Origin of the sequence: Streptomyces sp. NBC_00386 (assembly GCF_036063235.1) — a bacterium.
Classification (GTDB): domain Bacteria; phylum Actinomycetota; class Actinomycetes; order Streptomycetales; family Streptomycetaceae; genus Streptomyces.
In genome coordinates this window covers 665,266-683,806 of the sequence record NZ_CP107950.1, presented here as the reverse complement: position 1 = coordinate 683,806, position 18,541 = coordinate 665,266, and the positions used below count along the sequence as shown (strand labels likewise).

Below are 18,541 nucleotides of genomic sequence, written 5' to 3'. Positions count from 1 at the left end.
GGGCCCGTTCTCGGCAAGGGCGGCCGGCCGTTCAGACACCGGCCCCGGCCAGGGTGCTGATGGTCCCGGCGGCCAGCAGCGCGTCGTAGGACGCGCCTCCCGGGTACCAGGCCGCCGTGGTGCGGCCGGTGAAGGCGTCCGACGCCCACGCCGTGGCGAGACTCTGCAGCGCGGCCACGTTCTTCGTCTGCGGTGTGCCGCACAGGGCGGTGCCCGCGAGGTCGGTGCTCGCGCCCTCCGCGTCCGTGTGGGCGCCCGTCGTCAGCCGTACGCCGACGAACGCGGCCGGAACCAGCTTCTGGACCGCCTCGGTTCCGGTGGCGTCGCTGTTGCACGAGTACGGGGGCGAGGAGATGGTGTGCACGGGCAGGCCCGTTCCCGCCAGCCCGGTCAGCGCGTCCTCGGTGTTGCTGCCCAGGAACGACTTCACCGGGTCGAGCAGCACCAGTCCGCGTACGCGGGCGAAGTCGGCCGGCGCGGCCGTGTGCAGCCGCTGCGCCACGTACTCGACCGCCTCGCCGCCCGCCGAGTGACCCGACAGCACGAGCGAGGACGGCAGCGCCGTGCCCCCGCGCCCCGCCGAGGCCGCGGCGCGGGCGTAACTGGCCCGGAGCCGGTCGGCGCCGGTGCCCTTCGTGGTGAACCAGGAGGCGACGTTGTCGAGGAAGGGCTTGTTGTTGCCGAGGTTGGGCAGGGTGCAGCCGAACAGGTCGGCGCTCGGCAGGGTCGGCGCGAACACGAGGTACCCGGCCGCGGCGTAGCGCTCGGCCAGGTCCCGCACATGGTCATTGGCGCGGGCGAAGCCGTGCTGGAGCCAGATCAGGCCGCTGGGTGTCCCGGAGGGGAAGTACCAGTCGGCGCTCTGGTGGTAGGTGAACGCGGCGCACGAGACATCGACGGTGGTCGACTCCCTGGTGACACCCGCGGCGCGCGCCCCCGACGGGAGGAACGCGAGCAGCAGGGCCACGGCCAGGGTGACGGCCGGAGCGAAGGGCCTGGAGCGGGGGAGCGGTCTCATGACGTGCCTCCGGTCGGAGATCGGCTGGTGCGTGGACGGAAACGGTGGTGCTGTCGTGCGTTGTGGGGCTTCGGGAGGTACCGGTGCGGGCGTGCCGCGCACCGGGCTGCGGTTCACCGCCCCGAGAGGCCTGGTGGGGCGGCGGGGCGGAGGGTCACGGCGGCGACGGGGGCCCGGCCGGGCCGGCGGGGACCGGGTAGGCCCCGGGCGCCATCCCGGCACCACCCCCGCGGAACGCGGCGGGCGCGTGCGTCACACACGGCTGTACGTACTCCAGCAGGCCCTCCGCGCCGTACTCGCGTCCGTGGCCGCTGCGCTTGACCCCGCCGAACGGCGCGCGCAGGGACATGCCCGTCCGGTTGTGGGTGTTGACGAAGCAGAAGCCCGCGTCGAGACGGCCCGCGACACTGAAGGCCCGCTCCTCGTCCGAGCTCCAGACCGAGGCGCCCAGGCCGAGTTCACCCGCGCCCGCCCGTGCGATCACCTCGTCCTCGGCGTCGTAGGCGAGCACCGGTACCACCGGGCCGAACTGTTCCTCCCGCACCACCGGGGCCCGGTCGTCCAGACCGAGCAGCGCCGTGGGCCGCACGAAGTGCCCGGCCGACGCGTCGGCCGACGGGCACAGCTCGCCGAGCGGGACCGCCCGGCCGCCGCGCCGCAGGCCGTCGTCGGTGAGGGCGCGCAGTCGCGTCGCCGACTCCGCCGAGATCACGGGCCCCACACTCACCCCGGGGACGAGGGGATCACCGAGCCGTACGACGCGCGCGGCGGCGGCCGTGAAGGCCTCCACGAAGCGCTCGTGCCGGGCCCGCGGCACGTAGATCCGTTTGACCGCCATGCACACCTGACCGGCCGTGGCCATCGCCGCGAGCACCAGGCGGTCCATGGCGGAGTCGTCCAGCGGGGCGTCGTCGAGGAGGACGGCCGCGTCGTTCCCGCCGAGTTCCATCACCGTCGGGGTGAGCGCCGCGGCGGCGGCCGCCCCGACGGCGCGGGCGGCTGTCGCGCCGCCCGTGAAGGCCACCTTGTAGACGCCGGGATGCCCGGCCAGGTGGGTGGCCACTGGAGCGTGCCCGTGCAGTACGTGCAGCAGCCCGGCCGGGAAATGGTCCGCCAGGCGCGTCAGGAGGGCGCCGACGGCCAGCGGGGCGAGCGGGGAGGGCTTGACCAGCAGGGCGTTGCCCGCGACCAGCGCGGGGGCGAGTTTCAGCGCGGTCAGCACCACCGGCGCGTTCCAGGGAGTGAGGGCGGCGACCGGCCCGTACGGCCGCTGACGAACTGTCAATCTTCCCTGTACGTCATCGATGTGGCGGTCCGCGAGCAGACCGGGGGCCGCGTCGGCGTACCAGCGCAGCACCGCGGCGGAGAAGAGGATCTCCCCGTGGCAGTCGGCCAGCGGTTTGCCCGACTCCCGTGCGAGCAGCGGCGCCTGCGTCGTCGCCGCCGCCTCCAGGCTCGCCGCGGCGGAGAACAGCGCGGCCGCTCGGTCGGACACGGCCGTCCGCGCCCAGTCCGGGGCGGCCCGTCCGGCGGCGGCCACGGCACGGTCCACCCCGCGGGGTGTCGCGGGCGCCACGTGGCCGACGATCTCGGCGCTCCTGGCAGGGTTGTGAATGCTGATCAGGTCGTCGACGGGCATGGCCCTCCTCGCCCCGGTCGTCGGTGAGCGTTCGTTCGGCGGTGCCGGGGCCGTCGGCCGCCTCACTGCCGTGGTGTCACACGGACATCCGCAGCGACGCGATCATCGAACTGCGCAGCAGCGCCTGCCGGGCACGGGCCGGATCGGCCGCCGTGGCCCGCAGTTCGTCCGCGAGTGCGGAGCGCAGCGCCGGGTCGCGGACTCTGAGCCGTTCCCAGTTGCGGTGCGTCTGGGCTCCGACGTACGTCAGCGCGCAGTCCCGCCGGGCCGCCGCGATGCGGTCCAGCGCCTCGTCCGCGCCGGACCGACCGTCTGCGACGGCATGGAGCGCGGCGCCCATCAGCACCGCGTCGTGGATTCCGCTGTTCATGCCCATGCCGCCGAGCGGGTTGTTGACGTGGGCCGCGTCCCCGCACAGCAGGATCCGGCCCAGCCGGAAGGTGTCGGCGACGCGCTGGTGCACACGGTAGAGGCCGGCTTGGACGACCCGCCACGGCGGACCGGTCCGGCCTGCGGAGGCCGCGCGCAGGGCGCTCAACCGGCCCGGCAGCCGGGCGAGTTCGGCCGCGTCCGTGGTGTCGCCGGGGGTCGGCAGCAGGATGCGCCAGTGGTCGGGGGTGCGCAGCAGGACCAGCCATTCGTCGGGGTCCATGACGTAGGCGATGGGGGCGAGCCCGGGGAGTTCGGCCGTCAGGTCGGCCTCGACGGACGCGACGAGGAAGCGTTCCGGATAGGTCATGCCGTGGAACCCGACCCCCAGCGAACGACGTACCGCCGAATGGGCGCCGTCGGCGGCGACCAGGTGGGATCCGCGCGTCGTCGTCCCGTCGCTCAGGACGGCGTCCACCCCGTGTGGATCCTGGCGGACGGCGGTCACCCTGGCGCCGAAACGCACCTCGCTTCCCGGCAGTCGGGACAGCGCGCGCAGGAGCAGGGGAGTGAGCTTGCCCTGTTCCAGCTGCACTCGGTAGGGGTGTCGGGTGTCCGGGGCGAGCACGGCCAGGTCGAGCTCCGCGACGGGACCTGTGCGCCGGTCGCGGTACTGGAAGGTCCTTACGATCAGGCCCTGTTCGAGCACCGGGCCGAGCACGCCGAGGTCCTCCAGCATCTCCAGGGTCGGCGGGTGGAAGGTCGAGGCCCTCGACTCCGAGGAGAGCCCGGGACCCGCCTCCAGCACGGTGACGGGCACCCCGCGCCGGGCGAGCACCAGCGCGGCCGTCAGCCCCACGGGGCCCGCCCCGGCGACCAGGACGCGCCCCTCGGCCGGCGTGCCCGTCACCGGGATCTCTCCGTGGCGGGGCCGGGGCCCTGTCCGGTGTGCAGCGCGAAGGCCGCCTCGACGCCCGTGACCCGGCTGCCCGTGAAGTGCAGCAGTGTCTCGTCGGTGCCCTCGTCGACCAGACCCGACAGCCCCCAGGCGGGGCGCGGGGTGTCCAGGTGCAGGCTCATCAACGACGAGCCGTTGACCTTCACCTCGCCCGCCCTGATCCGGCGTGCCACGGCGAGGGCGGCTTCCTCGTCCGTCCCGGCCACATAGCCCTCCAGGCCGTACCCGGTGCTGTTGGCCAGGGCGACCGCCTCGTCCTCGCCGTCGTAGGCATGGACGGTGGCCACCGGGCCGAACACCTCCTCGCGGGCGGCCTGTTCGGGGACGCCGGTCAGCAGGACCGGCGCGAGGAAGCTGCCCGTCCCGGGGATCTCGGTGAAGGTGTGCGGTGTACCGCCCGCCGCGACGAGCGTGTCGACTGCCGCCGTGACGCGCCGGTGATGGCTCGAATGGGCGAGGGGCCCGTACCCGGTGGCGGCGTCGAACGGCGCGCCGGCCTTCACGTCGGCCAGAGCGGCGCCGATCTCTGTCAGCAGTGCGGACAGCATCGCGGAGGGCACGATCAGCCGGCCCAGGGCGCGGCACCACTGGCCGTTGAGTGTCGTCAGGAGTTCGGTGGCCAGCCGGGCCGCCACCGCCGGGTTCGCGTCCGGCATCACGACGAGCGGGTTGTTCCCGCCGAGTTCGAGCTGGACGGGCTTCAGCCCCTGGCCGCAGACGGCGCCGACCGCCCTGCCCGCCGCCGTGCCGCCCGTGAACGACACCACGCGCACGCGGGCGTCGGCCACCAGCCGGGCGCCGATGCGCCCGTCGCCGTGCAGGAGTTGGAGGACGCCCGGGGGAGCCCCCGCGGCCGCCAGCCCCTCGGCGGCGGCGCGGACGAGCAACTGGGTTCCGTAGGGCGCCAGTTCCGGCGCCTTGACGATGACGGGACAGCCCGCCGCCAGCGCGCTCGCCGCCTTGTGCGCGGCCATCGGCGCGGGCGCGTTGTACGGCACGACGCACAGGGCGGGTCCCAGTGGTTCCCGGCGCACCTCGACGGCGCGCCGGTCCGGCCGCAGCACCTCGGAGCGCAGCACACCGGCACGCAGCCGGGCCGCGGCGAGCCGGAACGCGCCGCCGACGATGACACCCAGGCCGGAGGTCTGGGCCAGCGGAACGCCGGTGGCGAAGGACTCGGCCCGCACGATGGTTTCCACGCGTTCCTCGACGGCGGCCGCCGCCGACTCCAGGGCGTCGGCGCGTACGGTGTCGGCGAGCGACGCCCAGGTGCCGGCGGAGTGCAGGGAGTCGGCCGCCGCCAGGGCCTGTTCGGCGCGCGCGGCCGAACTGCCCAGGGCGGGACGTACCGTCGCGCCGGTGGCGGGATTCTCCAGCAGCGGCCCGAGCCGGTCGCGGCAGGCCGCCCAGTGGCCGTCCACGAGGTCCGCGGTCTCCTCCAGGTCCACGTCCCCCGTGTTCTCCGTGGCGCCTGCCGTTGCGGGTGTGTTCACCGGCCTGCCTCCAGGTTGGCGAAGAGCGCGTTCTCCAGGGAGTCGGTCGCCATCTTCGCGGCCTCCAGCCGGCCCCGTTCCGCGGGGAAGGTCATCACCAGACCCATCGCGAGGTCGCGGACCGTGCGGCCGATCGTGCCGTCCATGGTGGCGCCGGACGTGCCGCAGGCCTTGAGGGCCGCGACGGCCACGTCGAAGCAGGCCTCGGTCACCGAGCCCTTGCCCAGCCGCCACTGCGTGAAGACCTCGGACTTGCCGCGCAGCGGCGGCTCGGAGGTCTCCAGCTCCAACTGCCGCCGGAGCCACAGATACGCGGTCTCCAGCCGTTGGGTCATGTCGCCGATGAGCACCTGGTGCATGGGGCTGGAGGCGATGGGGCGGCCCGTGTCGGCGAAGGTCGCGCGGGTGAGACGCTCCAGCGTGTGGTCGTACACCGCCTGCGCGGCGCCCGTGTACACGGCGGCGATGGCGAGTTGATTGCCGACGAAGCTGCCCCGGCTGACCCGGAGCATGCGGGTGAAGGCGCCCGGCACGGTCAGTGCCTCCGCGCTCGGGACGAACGCGTTGCTCAGCCGAATGCCGTGATTGGCGCTGCCGCGCATGCCGAGCCCGTTCCAGGGCTCGCGCGAACCGACCCCCGGCGCGGACCTCGGCACCAGGAACAGGGCCAGACCGTCCGGTCCCTCGGTGTCCGCCAGCCGTGCCGTGACCAGATACGTGTCGGCGACGCCGGTCGCGCAGCCGAAGGACTTCTCGCCCGTCAACAGCCAGCCTCCGGGGGCCTGTTCGGCCGTGGTGGTGATGGCGATGTTCGCCGTCGAGCTCTTGACCGACTCGCTGGCGAAGTTCCCGAGCCACGTACCGGCGGCCATCGTGGTCAGCACGCGCTCGGCGAAAGCGGTGACCTCCGCGGTCTCGTCCTCGTGGAAGAGCCCCGCGCGGATGGCCTCCAGGGGCAGCAGCCCCCGGGAGGCGCTGGTGTTGTGGAAGAAGTAGGCGAGCGCGGTGGAGGGGCAGGCGGTGCCCATGGCGAAGGTGGCCGCGGCGAGGTCGCGCAGAGTGCCTCCGAGACCCCCGTACTTCTGCGGTACGACGAGCCCCAGCAGTCCCGCGTCCCGCAGGAGCGCGACATGCCCGGCCGGGAACTCGGCCTTCGCGTCCGCTTCGGCGGCACTGGCGCGCAGCGCCGGCAGTACCTTCTCGACGCGTTGTGCTCGGGCGTGTTCGTCCGGCGTCATGGCGTCGACGAGAAGTTCTCCGGTCAGGCGTGGTCCGGTCATCGGGGGCGGCTCCTCGGATGGGGCGCGTGGGGTGGGGAGGTTCACTGGTCGGGGGCGACGCGCGCGGGCAGGGGGCGGCCGTAGCGCATCCGCTCCAGCTCGTTCACCCAGGAGCGCGGGACTTCGGGGCCCACCGGGGTGGCCACCCCCATGCGGGAGCACAGCAGGACCAGGCGCTCGGTGGGCAGCAGGCCGCCGGAGCCGCCGAGTCCGGCCTCGAAGTGGCGGACCCCGCTCTTCATGGCGGTCAGGGCGTTGACCAGGCCCAGCCCGTGATGGTCGCGCAGCGCGAGCCGGACCGGCAGTCCGTCGGCCTCGGGCACCACGTCCTGGAGCAGGGCGCGCAGATGGAGCGGCGATCCGTCCAGCGCGCCGGGCGCGCCAGTGGCCCCCGGACCGGGGCGGGCCTCGACGAGCGAGATCTCCGCGCAGCCCGCGGCCTTGAGCGCCGCGACCGTGTGCAGGACGGTCCGGGCGATGCCGGGGGCCATGGCGTCGCGGACCCGGGCGACGACCGTGGTCGCCGATCCCGCGACGGCCCGGAGCACGGCCCGCGCGGCTGTGCCCGTCCCGTCGGCGGGGACGGTCACCTCCACCCGGGGGCAGCCGGCTTCGACGGCCTCGGCGGCCTGGGCCGCGCTGCGCACGTGCACCGCGGGCGGGCCCGGCGTGGTGAGGGCGGTGGCGTACGCCGGCGCGCCGGGCTCGCCCGCGGGCGTACGGGGTTCGGTGCCGGCCGCGTCGGACCCGCGGGGCGCCGGCCGGGGTGTGCGCAGCGCGCCGTGGGGGACGACGACAGGGATGCCCGCCGCGCGGACCGTCGCCACCAGCCGGGCGCCCCGCCGGGGTGGCGCGCCCTGCTCGTGCAGGGTGCGGGCCAGGCCGGTGTCCGTGATGCCTACGCTCTGGGGCAGCGGGTCGGCGAGCTGGCCCCAGGCCCGGGAGTGGAACAGCAGCGGCGAGGTGATGCGCGGAACGCACGCGGCCACCACGTCGCCCACGAAGATGGTGTGGTCGCCGCCCGGGTAGCCGTTGCGCACGCGGCAGTCGACCCAGGCGGCGGCGTCGGTCAGGACCGGGCTGCCGGTGGCGCCTGGCAGCCAGTCCCCCTCCGCGAAACGGTCGGTCACCTCGGGTTCCATTCCGGCGAACCGGCGGCCGAGGCCGATGTGGTCGCGGCCGAGCACGTTGACGGCGAACACGCCGTTGCGGTCCAGCAGTTCATGGGAGCGCAGCCGCCGGTCGACGCAGACCAGCACCAGGGGCGGATCCAGGCTGACGCTGCTGAAGGAACTCGCCGTCATGCCGTGGCGGCCGGCCGCGCCGGCTGTGGTGACTATCCCGACACCGCTCGGCCAGCGGGCCAGTACTTGCCGAAAGGTGCTCCCGTCCACGGCGGTTGTCATCGCCACCCCCGTTCTCGTCGAGTCTCCAGAGAGTTTCCCTCAGTGGAACGTCGTAACGAAGAGCGTAACGACGGGTCCGAAGGGGTGTCAATGACGGCCGGGTGCCCGCTGAACGCCGTTCGCCGGGCGCCGTTGGACCGTGGCCGCCCGGGGCACCCACTGAACGGTGTTTCCCAGAGGGAAATCCGCGCCTATGCTGTCCGGCATCCCCCGGGGGCTTCCCTGGGGGTGGTTCCACGCACCCGAAAAGTACCGAGGACGCTGTGACCGAGGAGAACACCAGCAGGTCGATCGCCGCAGTCGAGCGCGCCATGGACGTGCTCCTGCTCTTCGGCCGCGGCGGACGCCCCGACCTGGGCATCACCGAGATCGCCCAGGAGCTCGGCATCACCAAGGCCGCCGTGCACCGCATTCTGACCGCCCTGCGCAACCGCGACCTGATCATCGCCGACCCCGTCACCCGGCGGTATGCGCTCGGGCCCGCGGCCATCTCGCTCGGCCGCGCCTATCTGGCCCGTACGGACCTCCGTATCCTCGCCGCGCCCGAACTGCGCCGGCTGGCCGGGCAGTGCGAGGAGACCGCCACCCTGTCGATCCGCCGCGGTGACACCCGCCTCTACGTCGACCAGGTCGTCCCCGACCGGGAGTTGCGCATGGAGGTCGCGCTGGGCATCCCCCTCCCGCTGCACGCGGGCAGCTCCTCCAAGGCGATGCTCGCCTTCCTGCCCGACGTGGAGGTCGACGGCTACCTGGAACGGCACGCCCTCGACCAGCTCACCGAGCGCACCATCACCGACCCCGACAAGCTGCGCAAGGAACTCGCGGCGGTGCGGCGCCGCGGCTATGCCACCTCCGTCGGCGAGCGTGAGGCCGGATCCGCGTCGGTCGCGGCTCCGGTACTCGGACACGACGGCCATGTGATCGCGGTGGTGAGCGTCGCCGGACCCCAGACCCGCTTCAAGCCGCGCATGGCCGAGTGCGCCCCGCTGCTGCTGGCCGCCGTGGAACGGCTGTCCGCGGAGTTCGGCTACCGGCCCGGCGTGAGCTGACCCGGAACCGGTTCACAGCCGGGCCCCGGGCTTCAGCACGCCCAGCGCGGCGGCGGCCAGGACGCAGGACCAGATGCCCGCCACGTAGGGGACGCACCCGTTGACCGCCGCGCGCAGCGCCTGCTCGGTCGCGGGTGTGGAGCCGTCCTCGGCCAGCGTGGTGAAGGCCGGGCCGAAGGGCCGCAGCCTGAGCCGGATGCCGAGGCCGCAGGCGATGGCCAGCGCGTACAGCACCACCTTGGCGCCCAGCCACTTCGGATGGGTGTCCACGCCGAACGGTTCGGGCGCCAGGAGCGTGTACACGCCGGTGGCCAGCAGCGCCCCGGTCAGGGCGATCCGCACGGTCCAGTCCGTGCGCCGGACCCAGGGCCTGCGGCCGGGGTGGTGATGGTCCGCCACCGTGAGCCCGAGCCAGCAGCCGGCCGCGGCCCACGCGGCCGCCGCCGTCCAGCCGTTGAGCAGGCCGGGGGCGCCGTGCGGGTCCAGGGCCATCAGCGTGATGCCGCTCGGGAGGAAGAGGACCAGACAGATCTTCGGGCCGAGATCGAGCACGCCCATGATCTGCAGTGCGGTCGACCGGGCGGCGAACGGCAGGTCCGCCCGCAGGACGAAGCGGCTGGAGACGTAGACCCCCAGGTCGCCGCCCAGCCAGAAGACGAACAGCACCAGGTGGAGCAGGATCCACCAGCCGTGCGGATGCGCTCCCATGGCGTCCCGGCCCCCGTCACGCGGTGCCGGGCCGCGGCCCGGCGGACGGGTCCCAGGCATGTCCTGGGGAGGCGGGCGCGGCGCTTCCGACGGGTGTCCCCGGCCGGGGCGTCGCGGTCTCGTTCTCCAGCCCGTCCCACGGTGCCGGTCCGGTCGTCTCCACGGCCTGCGGGGGTATGGCCCCCGGTGAGGTCTCCATGCCGGCATTCTGCCGTGTCGATTCCACTAGCGAAACAATGTTTCCCAATTTTACACTGAGGCCATGACTGGACCCCTGTCCGACATCCAGGTGGAGAACTTCAGGCCCGCAACCCTCGAACGCCGGGACCTCGGCCACGACCGGCTCGCCGCGATCGATCCGCGCCTGGCCCAGGGGGTGATCTGAGATGGCGTCGGACCCTCTCCACGAGGACTACCGCGCGGCCGGGTTCGGCCGCCGCGTCGGCTGGGGCGAGCGGCCCGCAGTGGTTCTCGTGGACCCCGTACGGGCGTACGCGGACCCCGGTGCCGCGCTCTTCCTGGACGCCGCGGCCGACGCCCTCGCGGCCATGCGCCGGCTGGCGGACACCGCCCGCGCCGCAGGGCTGCCGGTGGTCTTCACGGCCGTGCGCTACACCGGTGAACCCGCCGACGACGTACCGCACTTCGCCCGCAAGGTCCCCGGACTCGCCGCCTTCCGGGCCGGCGCCCCACACGCCGGATTCACCACGGCCTGCCCGCCCGGCACGAGCGACTCCGTCGTGTTCAAGCACTACCCGAGCGCGTTCTTCGGCACCGGCCTGGACGGGACCCTTCGTTCCTGGGGCGTGGACACCCTGGTCTTGGGCGGCTTCTCGACCAGCGGCTGTGTCCGGGCCAGCGCGCTGGACGGCCTCCAGTACGGATTCCGGCCGCTGGTGGTCCGGGAAGCCGTGGCCGACCGGGATCCCGGGCCGCACGAGGCCAACCTCTTCGACCTGGACTCCAAGTACGCGGACGTGATCGCGCTCGACGACGCCTGCGCCGCCCTCGCCCGGTACGCGAGCGCGTGAACCCGGCCCGAAGGCGCCCGGCTGCCTCGGACCGGAACACGTGCGTTCGGTCACGCCACTTCGTCACCCTTGCGCCGCACCAGGATCAGAAACGCCGCGCCGCCCATGAGCAGCGTCCCGCCGGCCAGCAGACCCACCGCGACACCGTCCACGGAACCCGTCTGCGGAAGGCTTTCGGACCCCGATCCCGACGTCGAGCCGGATCCGGAGTCCCCTGACGAGGCCCCTGAGGTGCCGCCGCCGGAGGTGCCCGTGGTGCCGGACGCCGAAGGACTGGCCGACGTACCGGGCGAGGGCGAACCGGACCCGGTGGCGCTCACGGTCAGCGGCACCTGGACGAGTTCGTCGGTCGCGGAGATGAACACCGCGACCACGCAGGCGCCCGCCTTCGACGTGCAGTCCGCGCCGCCCGCCTTCGCGGAGATCTTCAGGGCCGCTGAGGTCGCGTTGCCGGACGACAGGTGCCAGACACCGGAACCGTCGGTCTTGCCGACCAGCGCGGTCGCCGTGTCGCAGTCGGTCGGACCCGTCGGGTCCGGCTTGCACATGCCGAGCGGGACGAACGCCTGACTCGGGCTCAGGCCCTTGGCGGAGACCGTGACGGTGTCACCGGGCGCGAGCCCGGTGGTCCTGCTCACGGTCAGGGTCCCGGCGGCCGAGGCGGGTGTCGCCGCCGAACAGACCGCCGCCACCGCGGCCAGGGCCGCGGCCCCGGTGCCGGTGCGGGAGAGGACGCGGTTCAAGAGGTACCTCCGGTGTCGGGAAGAGGGGTTCCGCCGTCGTGCCGGACGCGGCGGAGGCTGAACAGGGCCGCTCCCGCGCACAGCGCGGCGAGCGCCGTCGAAGCACCCCACAGGAGGGTCGAGGGCCCGCGCCAGCGGGAGCCCGACGACGCGACGGTGCCGCCGGGCGTCGTCGCGGTGACGGCACGTCCCACGCCCGAGGACTCACCCCGGGGAGTTCCGCCCCGGAAGCCGACCGGGATGTCGACGGTGTTGGCGGGCCGCAGCGCGGCCGGAGTGCTGGTCGGCAGCGGGGAGATCCCCACCACGCACGGGACGGTGCGGCAGTCGATACCCGCGAAGCGGGCGTGCGCGGTGAGGGTGATCCGGGGGAGCCTGCCGGAGCCGCCGATGTTCACCAGTACGGCCCCGCCCGCCAGGTCGCAGTCCGTGTTGCCGGTGTATCCCTTCTTGCACAGTCCGACCGCCACCGAGGTGAGTCCGCCACGGAAGCCCTCCCCGGTGACGGTGATCTTCTGGCCCTCGGTGAGATCGACGGCGGCCGACAGCCTGGCCGTGGCGCCCGGCGGGTCGGCGGCCGAGGCCGCTCCGGTGGCGGAGAACGCCAGGACGCAGGCGGCCAGGACACGGACCGCCGTTGCCGGGGCCCGGCCAGCCCGGCCGGGGGAGGACCACCACCTCATGCCGATGCCTTTCTCGTACGGGGGACCAGCGGGGGGCGTGGTGCCCGGCGGCCGGTCGGGAAGCCGACCGCGCGGCCTCCGAGGACGGGTGACGGTTCCCTTACGGCGACCAGGACGGCGGTTCCCTGGCCGGTGATGCGGCGCAGCAGGTCGGCCACGTCCGGGTCGGCCGCGAGATGCCGCGTGCCGGGACCGGTGAGGTCCAGCAGCAGGAGCCGCGGCCGGGCGATCAGGGTCAGGGCGAGGCCGAGCACGCAGCGCTCGACCGGTTCGAGGGCGGCGGGCGGGTCGTCGCCGCGGGCCGCCAGAAACGGGAACGCGGCGCGCGCGGCCCGGCACAACTCGTCGGCCCTTTCCGCCTCCAGAGGCGCCACGGTGGTCCGCAGCGCGCCGGACACACTGGTGGGCGAGGCGAGTTGCGGCAGAGCGCCGGGCACGGCGCCGTCCTGCGGGTCCAGCAGCGCGCAGAGCCCCAGCCGCCAGCGTGTCGCCGCGTCGGTGCGCGTCACATCGTGGCCGAGGATCGTGCGGCGGCCAAAGGACGGGCGCGGGATGCCGGCGATCGCGCGCAGGGCCGATCCCGCCCTGCGGCCCGGCAGCCCGTCGTGCAGGACGACCAGTTCCCCAGGGGCGACGGACAGCCGCAGCCGGGTCACTCGGGGCCGGTTCTTGTGACGCATCGTCAGGCGCCGCACCTCCAGCGCGGGCGGCGCCGCCCCGGGGACCGCGACGCGGCGTGCGGCCCGGTCTGCGCGCAGGAGCAGCGCGGCGCGGCTCAGGGGCAGGGCCGAGGCCAGGACGAGTGCGTCCCCGGCGTCGAGGAGACGCCCGGTCAGTGCCAGAGCGCCGATCCCCGCCAGACCTCCGAGCAGCGCGGGCAGGGCGGTGCCACGGAAGGAGGCCCGCAGCGTCGACACGCCCGCGGCCGCGCTGCCCAGCGCCAGCGCCAGGGCGGCCACGAGCTGCCTCGTGTCGGCCGCCGCCGCCAACGCCGCCGTCGCCGCAGCCACGGCGAGCAACAGCAAGGGCAGGGACGGGTCCCGGGGGAGGAACGCCGGTCCGCCTACCGCGTCGTCGGCAACCGGTCCGCGTGCCCCGCCGCCGGTGCGCCGCAGGAGGGCTGCGGGCACGATCGCCGCGGCCAGTGCCGCGGTTCCCGTCAGAGTGGCAGGCGCGCCGCCGAGTTCCAGCCGCCGGAACACCAGCAGGTCCTGCGCCGCGAAGAAGGCGGCCGCGGCGGCTGCCGAGAGAACCGCGACGTCCACCGTGGCGCTGCGCGCGGCGGATCCGGTACGCGTCTCTTCGGCACCCCGCTCCGAACGCACCGCAGGCACACGTGCCGTGGCACGGGCGCCTTGCGCGGGAGGTTCGTTGTCGGCGCCTGACATCGGCGACCTGGCACCGGCGACCCGCGTGGGCGGTTCGGCACTGGTGCCGGGTGCGGACGGCCCGTCACCGGCGTCCTGTGCGAAGGGCACCACACCTGGGCCCGGTGCGGAGCGCCCGACACCGGCCCCCGGCGCGGACGGTCCGTCACCGATCGTGCCCACGGCCGCTCGGTAAGGAGCCGTCGTCCGCGCTGCCGGACTGTCTGTCGTGGCGGGCGAACTACCCAGCCCGCTCGGCGCGTTGTCCAGTCGGAGGCCCGCGTGCCTCACCGCGAGCGGTGTCAGCAGGACCGCCCCCGCCACCCCGCACACGGTGAGCGTCATGCCGGCGTGCTCCGCCGCCCACCCGGTGAGGCCGCCCGCCGCGCCCAGCCCGGCGAGCCCGCCCACACACCAGGCGGGCGTGGCGCGGAAGAGGCACAGCCCCGGCGCGCCGACGAGAGCGCCCGCGAGTACGGTCCCGCAGTACACCGGGACCGAGGGCCACAGCCCCGCCACCGCGACGAGCAGGCAGGCGAGCAGCGCGCACCGTGCCGCCGTACGCGGGGTGACGGGCCGTCGTCGGCGAAGCCCACGGGTGACTCCCGCGCCGAGGCCGTACAGGAGCGCGGCGGTGAGCAGCACGTAGCGCACCGCCGCGCCGGGCATGCCCACGACCGCACCGAGCAACGGTGCGTCGAGCACCAGGGCGCCGGGGAGCAGCCCGGCCGCGGCACCGGTCCGTACGTCGTCGGCCCATCGCTCACGCGACGGCGTCATGTCCTCACCTCACCTCTCGCGAACGGGCGTCGCACGGTTCGTCGGACTCCGCCCGCCCGGTGTCGCCAGAACGTGTCGGCAGCGGCGGAGCGAGCAGCCGTACGAGGTCGTCCAGACCCTGGCGGTCGGTCAGCTCCGGCTGTCCCGAGACGTGACGCAGCAGCGTGTGCAGGGCGATCGTCCGGTCGCCCTCGTTTCCCGCGCGGGCCAGGAACGTACGCAGGCCGGCGAGTTCGACGTCGGCCGGGGGCACGGGTGCGGTCACGGTCGCGTCCGGGACTCCGGCGCGCCCCGGACGCTCCCGGAAGCGGCGCCGGGCCGCGACACCGATCGCGTGGACCAGGAGCAGAGCCGAGAGAACCGCGGTCGTGATCAGTCCCCAGGGATAGACGTCGGTGGCCGAGGAGAACTTCGCGGGCCCGTACGCGCCGCCCACGGAGTACCTGCCGAAGGCGGCGGCCGGCAGGGTGACGCGGACGCGGTAGGTGCGGGTGGCGCCCGCCGGAAGGTCCTTGGTCAGTGGGGCCGAGACGGGGATGTCCGCCGTACCGCCCGTACCCCAGGCGACGATCAGCGGGGCCCGGCCGAGGGCGGTCGTCCCGGGATTGCGGACCGTGACCGTGAGCGTGCGGTGCGGCGAGGCGCCGAACAGCTCCGCCAGTCCCGGCGAGCCGGACAGACGCGTACGGACCACGTCGACACGCGGCGCCGGGGCGAGCGAGGGCAGGGGCGCCTCCCGCTGCCCGGCGAGTTCGACGTCCAACTGGGCACTGCTCGCGCCGGGCTGGGCCGTCACGCGGATCACACAGGGACAACGGGAGGGCGGCGCACCCGCGATGAGCGTCACCCGGAAGGTCCCGTCGGCCGCCACCAGGGCCACGGCGGCGCGCAGCGTGTCGCAGTCGGCGCTGCCCCGCAGCGCGCGGGCGCCGCACACCTCCGCCTGCACCGTGGCACCCGAGGGCCAGTCGGCGCCGGTGACCGTGACGGGCCGCCCCGGGTTCAACCGTGTGGAGTCGACGCCGATCGAGGGCTGCGAGGCGTCCGCCCGGGCCGATGCGGCGGGCGGAGCGGGACCGGCCAGGAACACCGCCGCGAGCGCCGCCGTGGGGACCCCGAGGTTCATGGCAGCTCCTCCAGGCGGGCACGGCGCCGCCGGCGCACCTGTGAGAGGGCCAGGGCCAGCAGTGCCGACAAGGCGAGAAGTACGGCGACGGTGGTCCAGGACAGCAGGACGGAACCGGATTCGGCGGATGCCTCGGGCACGCCCTGCGCGCTCACGCGTACGGAGGCGTGGACGAAGTCCAGCGGGGGTGCTCCGTCCCAGGCAGCGGTCATGACCGTGCTCTGGCCGGGCAGCAGGACCGGCAGCCGGGCGGTGCGGAAGGTCTTGAGGGTGCGGCCGAAGAGCCCGGTGGCGCGGGGGCGGGCGGTCGGCTGGATGACGGTGTTGCCGGTGTTGACGACCGTGTAGCGGACGGTCGCGGATCCGGAGCGGAACGGCACTCCGGAGGGCCGGTGCGTCAGCCGTACGTCGCGCACCGTCACTCCGGGAGTGAGCGGGCCGGCCACGGTGAGCTGCATCCGCACGGCGATGGCCCGCTGGATGCCGAGGTCGACGCCGTTGTCCCGGCCGGCCTGTTCCACCGCGTTGTCGAGGGCGACGATGCCCCCGACATGGGCGCCGGGCGTCGCGTCCGCGGGAACGGTCAGGGTGAAGGGGATCTCCGCGCTGCGGCCCGCGGGGATCACCAGGGCGTTGGTGGCGAGCGTCACCCAACGTCCGATCCCCTGTTGGGCCTGCCCCGCCTCCCGGTAGGCGAGCGCCCCGTCGCGCGGCGTGTTGTACGCGTCGGTCCCGTACACCTGGAAGGAGATCGGGACCTTGGAGAGGTTGCTGACGAGCACCGCGTCCTTGATCTTCGAGCCCGGCGTGGCGTCCAGTGAGAAGGCGCCGCGCCGCACTCCGTCGGTGGCCGCGCCCGCGGGCCGCACGGACCAGGCGTTCGGCCCGCTCCCCGCGGCCGAGGCGGGCGCGGGACTCACGAGCAGCGTCAGAAGGAGAGCGAGCAGGGCGCACGACACCGTCGGGCGGATCGGCCGGAACGGGCCGTGGCTTCGGACGGGCATGGGGTGTGCTCCTGCTCCGGCGGCGGGTGGGCGGCGGGTCGGCGATGGTCGGGTCGAAGTGCGGGGCCGGGGGCGTGCCATGGCGGATGGTTCGAGGTGCGTGTCCGGCCGGCCGTGAGGGGCGAGGTCCGTGGTCGATGGCCGGGAGGTACGAGATCCGTGGCCCGACGGCCGGTGAGGTACGAGGCGTGCGGCCGATCACGCACCTCGCCCAACCGGCAGGTCCAGTGGTGACTTTGATGAACAGTCAGGAGAGCGTCAGGCGGAGCACGGCTTCGTAGGCACCGCTCTGGGCGATGGCCGGCACGTCGAGGGAGAGTCCCGCGCCCGCGTCGAAGTGACCGCCGGTCACGGATGCCGGATCGGTGCTCGCCGACTGGGTGCAGAGCGGGGCGGCGGTGGTCGTGCCGAGCGGCCCCGGTGAGCCGGCCGTCACTGTCGAGGCGGCCGCCGCTCCCGCGTGCACCCCGCACGTCGGTGTCCACGACAGCCGCCCGCCCGGAATGACCGCGCCCGACGCGGTGCGGAAGTCGCTGACCGTGCCGACCAGCGACCAGCCCTGGGTCCCGCCCCGGAAGTCCTTGACCTGGACCGAGCGCAGGGTGCCGCCCGACGTGTGCTCGGTGCCGTCGACGGTGACCGGTTCGAAGGTCACGTCGCCGGGCTCCTGTGCCATCGTCAGTGCCCCGCCCGCGACCACGATCTTGAGGTTCTGCTCGCTCGACCCGCCGTTCGCCGCGGCCGCCCAGGCCGCCTCGGCGGAGTCCTCGGCGGTGCCGTCCTTCTCGGCCGCGACGATCTTGACGGTGCCCGTGGCGGGTGTGACCGTGGCCGTGAAGGATCCGCGGGCGTCGACCGGAGCCGTCACCGCGGGGTCCGTGGTGGGTGTGCCGGAGTCGTCGACGGGCGTGACGGTGACCTCGTCGCCGGGGTCGAAGCTCGCGCCGGTGACGGTGGTGGCCGTGCCCGGTCCGCCTCCGGAGGGGCTGAGCTGGAGGGTCCTGGTGCCGAGGACGCCCAGGACCAGGGTGGCGGTGGTGCCGCCCTGGGTGATCTTGAGGGTGTGCGGTCCCGGTGCCGCGGACGCCTTGACCAGCACTGTTCCGGTGAGTTTTCCGGCGCTGTCCACGGTGAGATCGGGGGTCAGGTCCGCGCCGGAGCAGCTCGTTCCGGTGAGCGAGCACAGCTCCACGGTGTCGACGGCCGCCGACGGTGTCCAGCCGCTGCCGCCGAGGGTCACGGTGTCACCCGGGCGGGCGCCCGTCGTGTCGGCCGCAGGCCGGCCGGAGATCTTCGAGACCGACAGCGTGCCGGATCCCCCGCCGGCGGTGACGGTCATGGTGTGCAGCACCGGGGCGTCGCCCTGCAACGTACAGGCCAGCGACAGGCCGTAACTCGGGATGTCCAGCGTGATCTGACCGGGCGTCAGGTTGACGCTCCCGGGCTGGGCGACGGTGAGCTTGCCGCTCAGATCGGGGATCGGGATCGTCCCCTTGGCGGGGATGGCCGGATGGGAGGCGGGTGCGCTGAGGGTGATGGGGTCCTGTCCGGAGACGAGGACCTGGGCCGAGGCGGCGACACTGTTCGCGGGCAGCGGTACGGGTCCGTTCGCGGGACCCGCGTCGTCCAGGCCGAGGGTGACGTCGACGCTCTGTCCTGCGGTCGCGGTGGCGGGAGCCGTGAGCGTCGCCGTCGTGGTGAACTGCGAGTGCGACGTGCTGAAGACGCAGTCGTACGACACGGAGGCGCTGCCGGCGGACGCGGGGGACGACCCGCCGAGGACGAGGGAACCGGCCGCCGCGACGACGAGTGCGGCGAGGGCGGCCCCGCCTCGTCCCGGGGCGAGGCCGGGGTGCGGGTGTTTCATGGGCGCTCCTTTCGTGGAGC

Annotated in this window: 17 protein-coding genes; 3 read left to right on the top strand and 14 right to left on the bottom strand. The window is 74.4% G+C overall.

What is annotated here, in order from left to right; all coding sequences use genetic code 11:
* Nucleotides 1-31: 31 nt before the first annotated feature.
* The 6 genes from OG780_RS02715 to OG780_RS02690 form a co-directional block, all read right to left on the bottom strand.
* The gene (locus OG780_RS02715; RefSeq protein ID WP_328444246.1) at nt 32-1,018 is read right to left on the bottom strand and encodes a hypothetical protein; all 987 of its coding nucleotides are present in this window, start codon (nt 1,016-1,018) and stop codon (nt 32-34) included.
* 154 nt (nt 1,019-1,172) lie between these two features.
* Nucleotides 1,173-2,657 carry an aldehyde dehydrogenase family protein gene (locus tag OG780_RS02710; protein ID WP_328444244.1) on the bottom strand — a complete coding sequence of 495 codons (1,485 nt, stop codon included), beginning with the start codon at nt 2,655-2,657 and terminating at the stop codon, nt 1,173-1,175.
* A 76-nt stretch (nt 2,658-2,733) separates the two neighbouring features.
* Nucleotides 2,734-3,936 carry an FAD-dependent oxidoreductase gene (locus OG780_RS02705; RefSeq protein WP_328444242.1) on the bottom strand — a complete coding sequence of 401 codons (1,203 nt, stop codon included), beginning with the start codon at nt 3,934-3,936 and terminating at the stop codon, nt 2,734-2,736.
* Entirely contained in the window at nt 3,933-5,477 is a 1,545-nt protein-coding gene (locus OG780_RS02700) for an aldehyde dehydrogenase family protein (RefSeq protein WP_328444240.1), read from the bottom strand. Before OG780_RS02700 ends, OG780_RS02705 begins: the two co-directional genes overlap by 4 nt.
* Nucleotides 5,474-6,757, bottom strand: coding sequence for an acyl-CoA dehydrogenase family protein (locus OG780_RS02695; protein ID WP_328444238.1), 1,284 nt, complete (start codon nt 6,755-6,757; stop codon nt 5,474-5,476). Before OG780_RS02695 ends, OG780_RS02700 begins: the two co-directional genes overlap by 4 nt.
* A 41-nt stretch (nt 6,758-6,798) precedes the next feature.
* Complete coding sequence (locus OG780_RS02690; protein ID WP_328444236.1) at nt 6,799-8,163, bottom strand: flavin reductase; 1,365 nt, start codon at nt 8,161-8,163, stop codon at nt 6,799-6,801.
* A 263-nt stretch (nt 8,164-8,426) separates the two neighbouring features.
* Between OG780_RS02690 and OG780_RS02685 the strand changes: the two genes are divergently transcribed.
* Complete coding sequence (locus OG780_RS02685) at nt 8,427-9,212, top strand: IclR family transcriptional regulator (RefSeq protein ID WP_328444234.1); 786 nt, start codon at nt 8,427-8,429, stop codon at nt 9,210-9,212.
* Between the two features lie 12 nt (nt 9,213-9,224).
* Here OG780_RS02685 and OG780_RS02680 read toward each other — a convergent pair whose 3' ends face one another.
* On the bottom strand, nt 9,225-9,920 hold the full coding sequence (locus tag OG780_RS02680; RefSeq protein WP_328444232.1) for a hypothetical protein: 696 nt from the start codon (nt 9,918-9,920) through the stop codon (nt 9,225-9,227).
* A gap of 16 nt (nt 9,921-9,936) precedes the next feature.
* A complete protein-coding gene (locus OG780_RS02675) occupies nt 9,937-10,119 on the bottom strand; it encodes a hypothetical protein (protein WP_328444230.1) in 183 nt (60 codons plus the stop codon).
* Nucleotides 10,120-10,182: 63 nt separating this feature from the next.
* On the opposite strand from OG780_RS02675, the gene OG780_RS02670 reads away from it, so the two are divergent.
* Complete coding sequence (locus OG780_RS02670; RefSeq protein ID WP_328444228.1) at nt 10,183-10,305, top strand: CoA transferase; 123 nt, start codon at nt 10,183-10,185, stop codon at nt 10,303-10,305.
* Nucleotide 10,306: 1 nt separating this feature from the next.
* A complete protein-coding gene (locus tag OG780_RS02665; protein ID WP_328444226.1) occupies nt 10,307-10,951 on the top strand; it encodes an isochorismatase family protein in 645 nt (214 codons plus the stop codon).
* Between the two features lie 50 nt (nt 10,952-11,001).
* Here the strand turns inward: OG780_RS02665 and OG780_RS02660 are convergent, their stop codons facing one another.
* The 6 genes from OG780_RS02660 to OG780_RS02635 all read right to left on the bottom strand — a co-directional run bounded on the left by OG780_RS02660 (nt 11,002) and on the right by OG780_RS02635 (nt 18,521).
* The gene (locus OG780_RS02660; protein WP_328444225.1) at nt 11,002-11,694 is read right to left on the bottom strand and encodes a neocarzinostatin apoprotein domain-containing protein; all 693 of its coding nucleotides are present in this window, start codon (nt 11,692-11,694) and stop codon (nt 11,002-11,004) included.
* Nucleotides 11,691-12,377, bottom strand: a complete 687-nt coding sequence (locus OG780_RS02655; RefSeq protein ID WP_328444223.1) for a neocarzinostatin apoprotein domain-containing protein — start codon at nt 12,375-12,377, stop codon at nt 11,691-11,693. The genes OG780_RS02660 and OG780_RS02655 overlap by 4 nt, the downstream gene beginning before the upstream one ends.
* Nucleotides 12,374-14,524, bottom strand: coding sequence for a hypothetical protein (locus OG780_RS02650; protein WP_328444221.1), 2,151 nt, complete (start codon nt 14,522-14,524; stop codon nt 12,374-12,376). Before OG780_RS02650 ends, OG780_RS02655 begins: the two co-directional genes overlap by 4 nt.
* A gap of 4 nt (nt 14,525-14,528) precedes the next feature.
* Nucleotides 14,529-15,650: a hypothetical protein gene (locus tag OG780_RS02645; protein WP_328444219.1), complete on the bottom strand. Its 1,122-nt coding sequence runs from the start codon at nt 15,648-15,650 to the stop codon at nt 14,529-14,531.
* Nucleotides 15,647-16,654, bottom strand: coding sequence for a WxL protein peptidoglycan domain-containing protein (locus OG780_RS02640; RefSeq protein ID WP_328444217.1), 1,008 nt, complete (start codon nt 16,652-16,654; stop codon nt 15,647-15,649). Before OG780_RS02640 ends, OG780_RS02645 begins: the two co-directional genes overlap by 4 nt.
* A 247-nt stretch (nt 16,655-16,901) precedes the next feature.
* Entirely contained in the window at nt 16,902-18,521 is a 1,620-nt protein-coding gene (locus OG780_RS02635) for a hypothetical protein (RefSeq protein ID WP_328444215.1), read from the bottom strand.
* Nucleotides 18,522-18,541 lie beyond the last annotated feature (20 nt).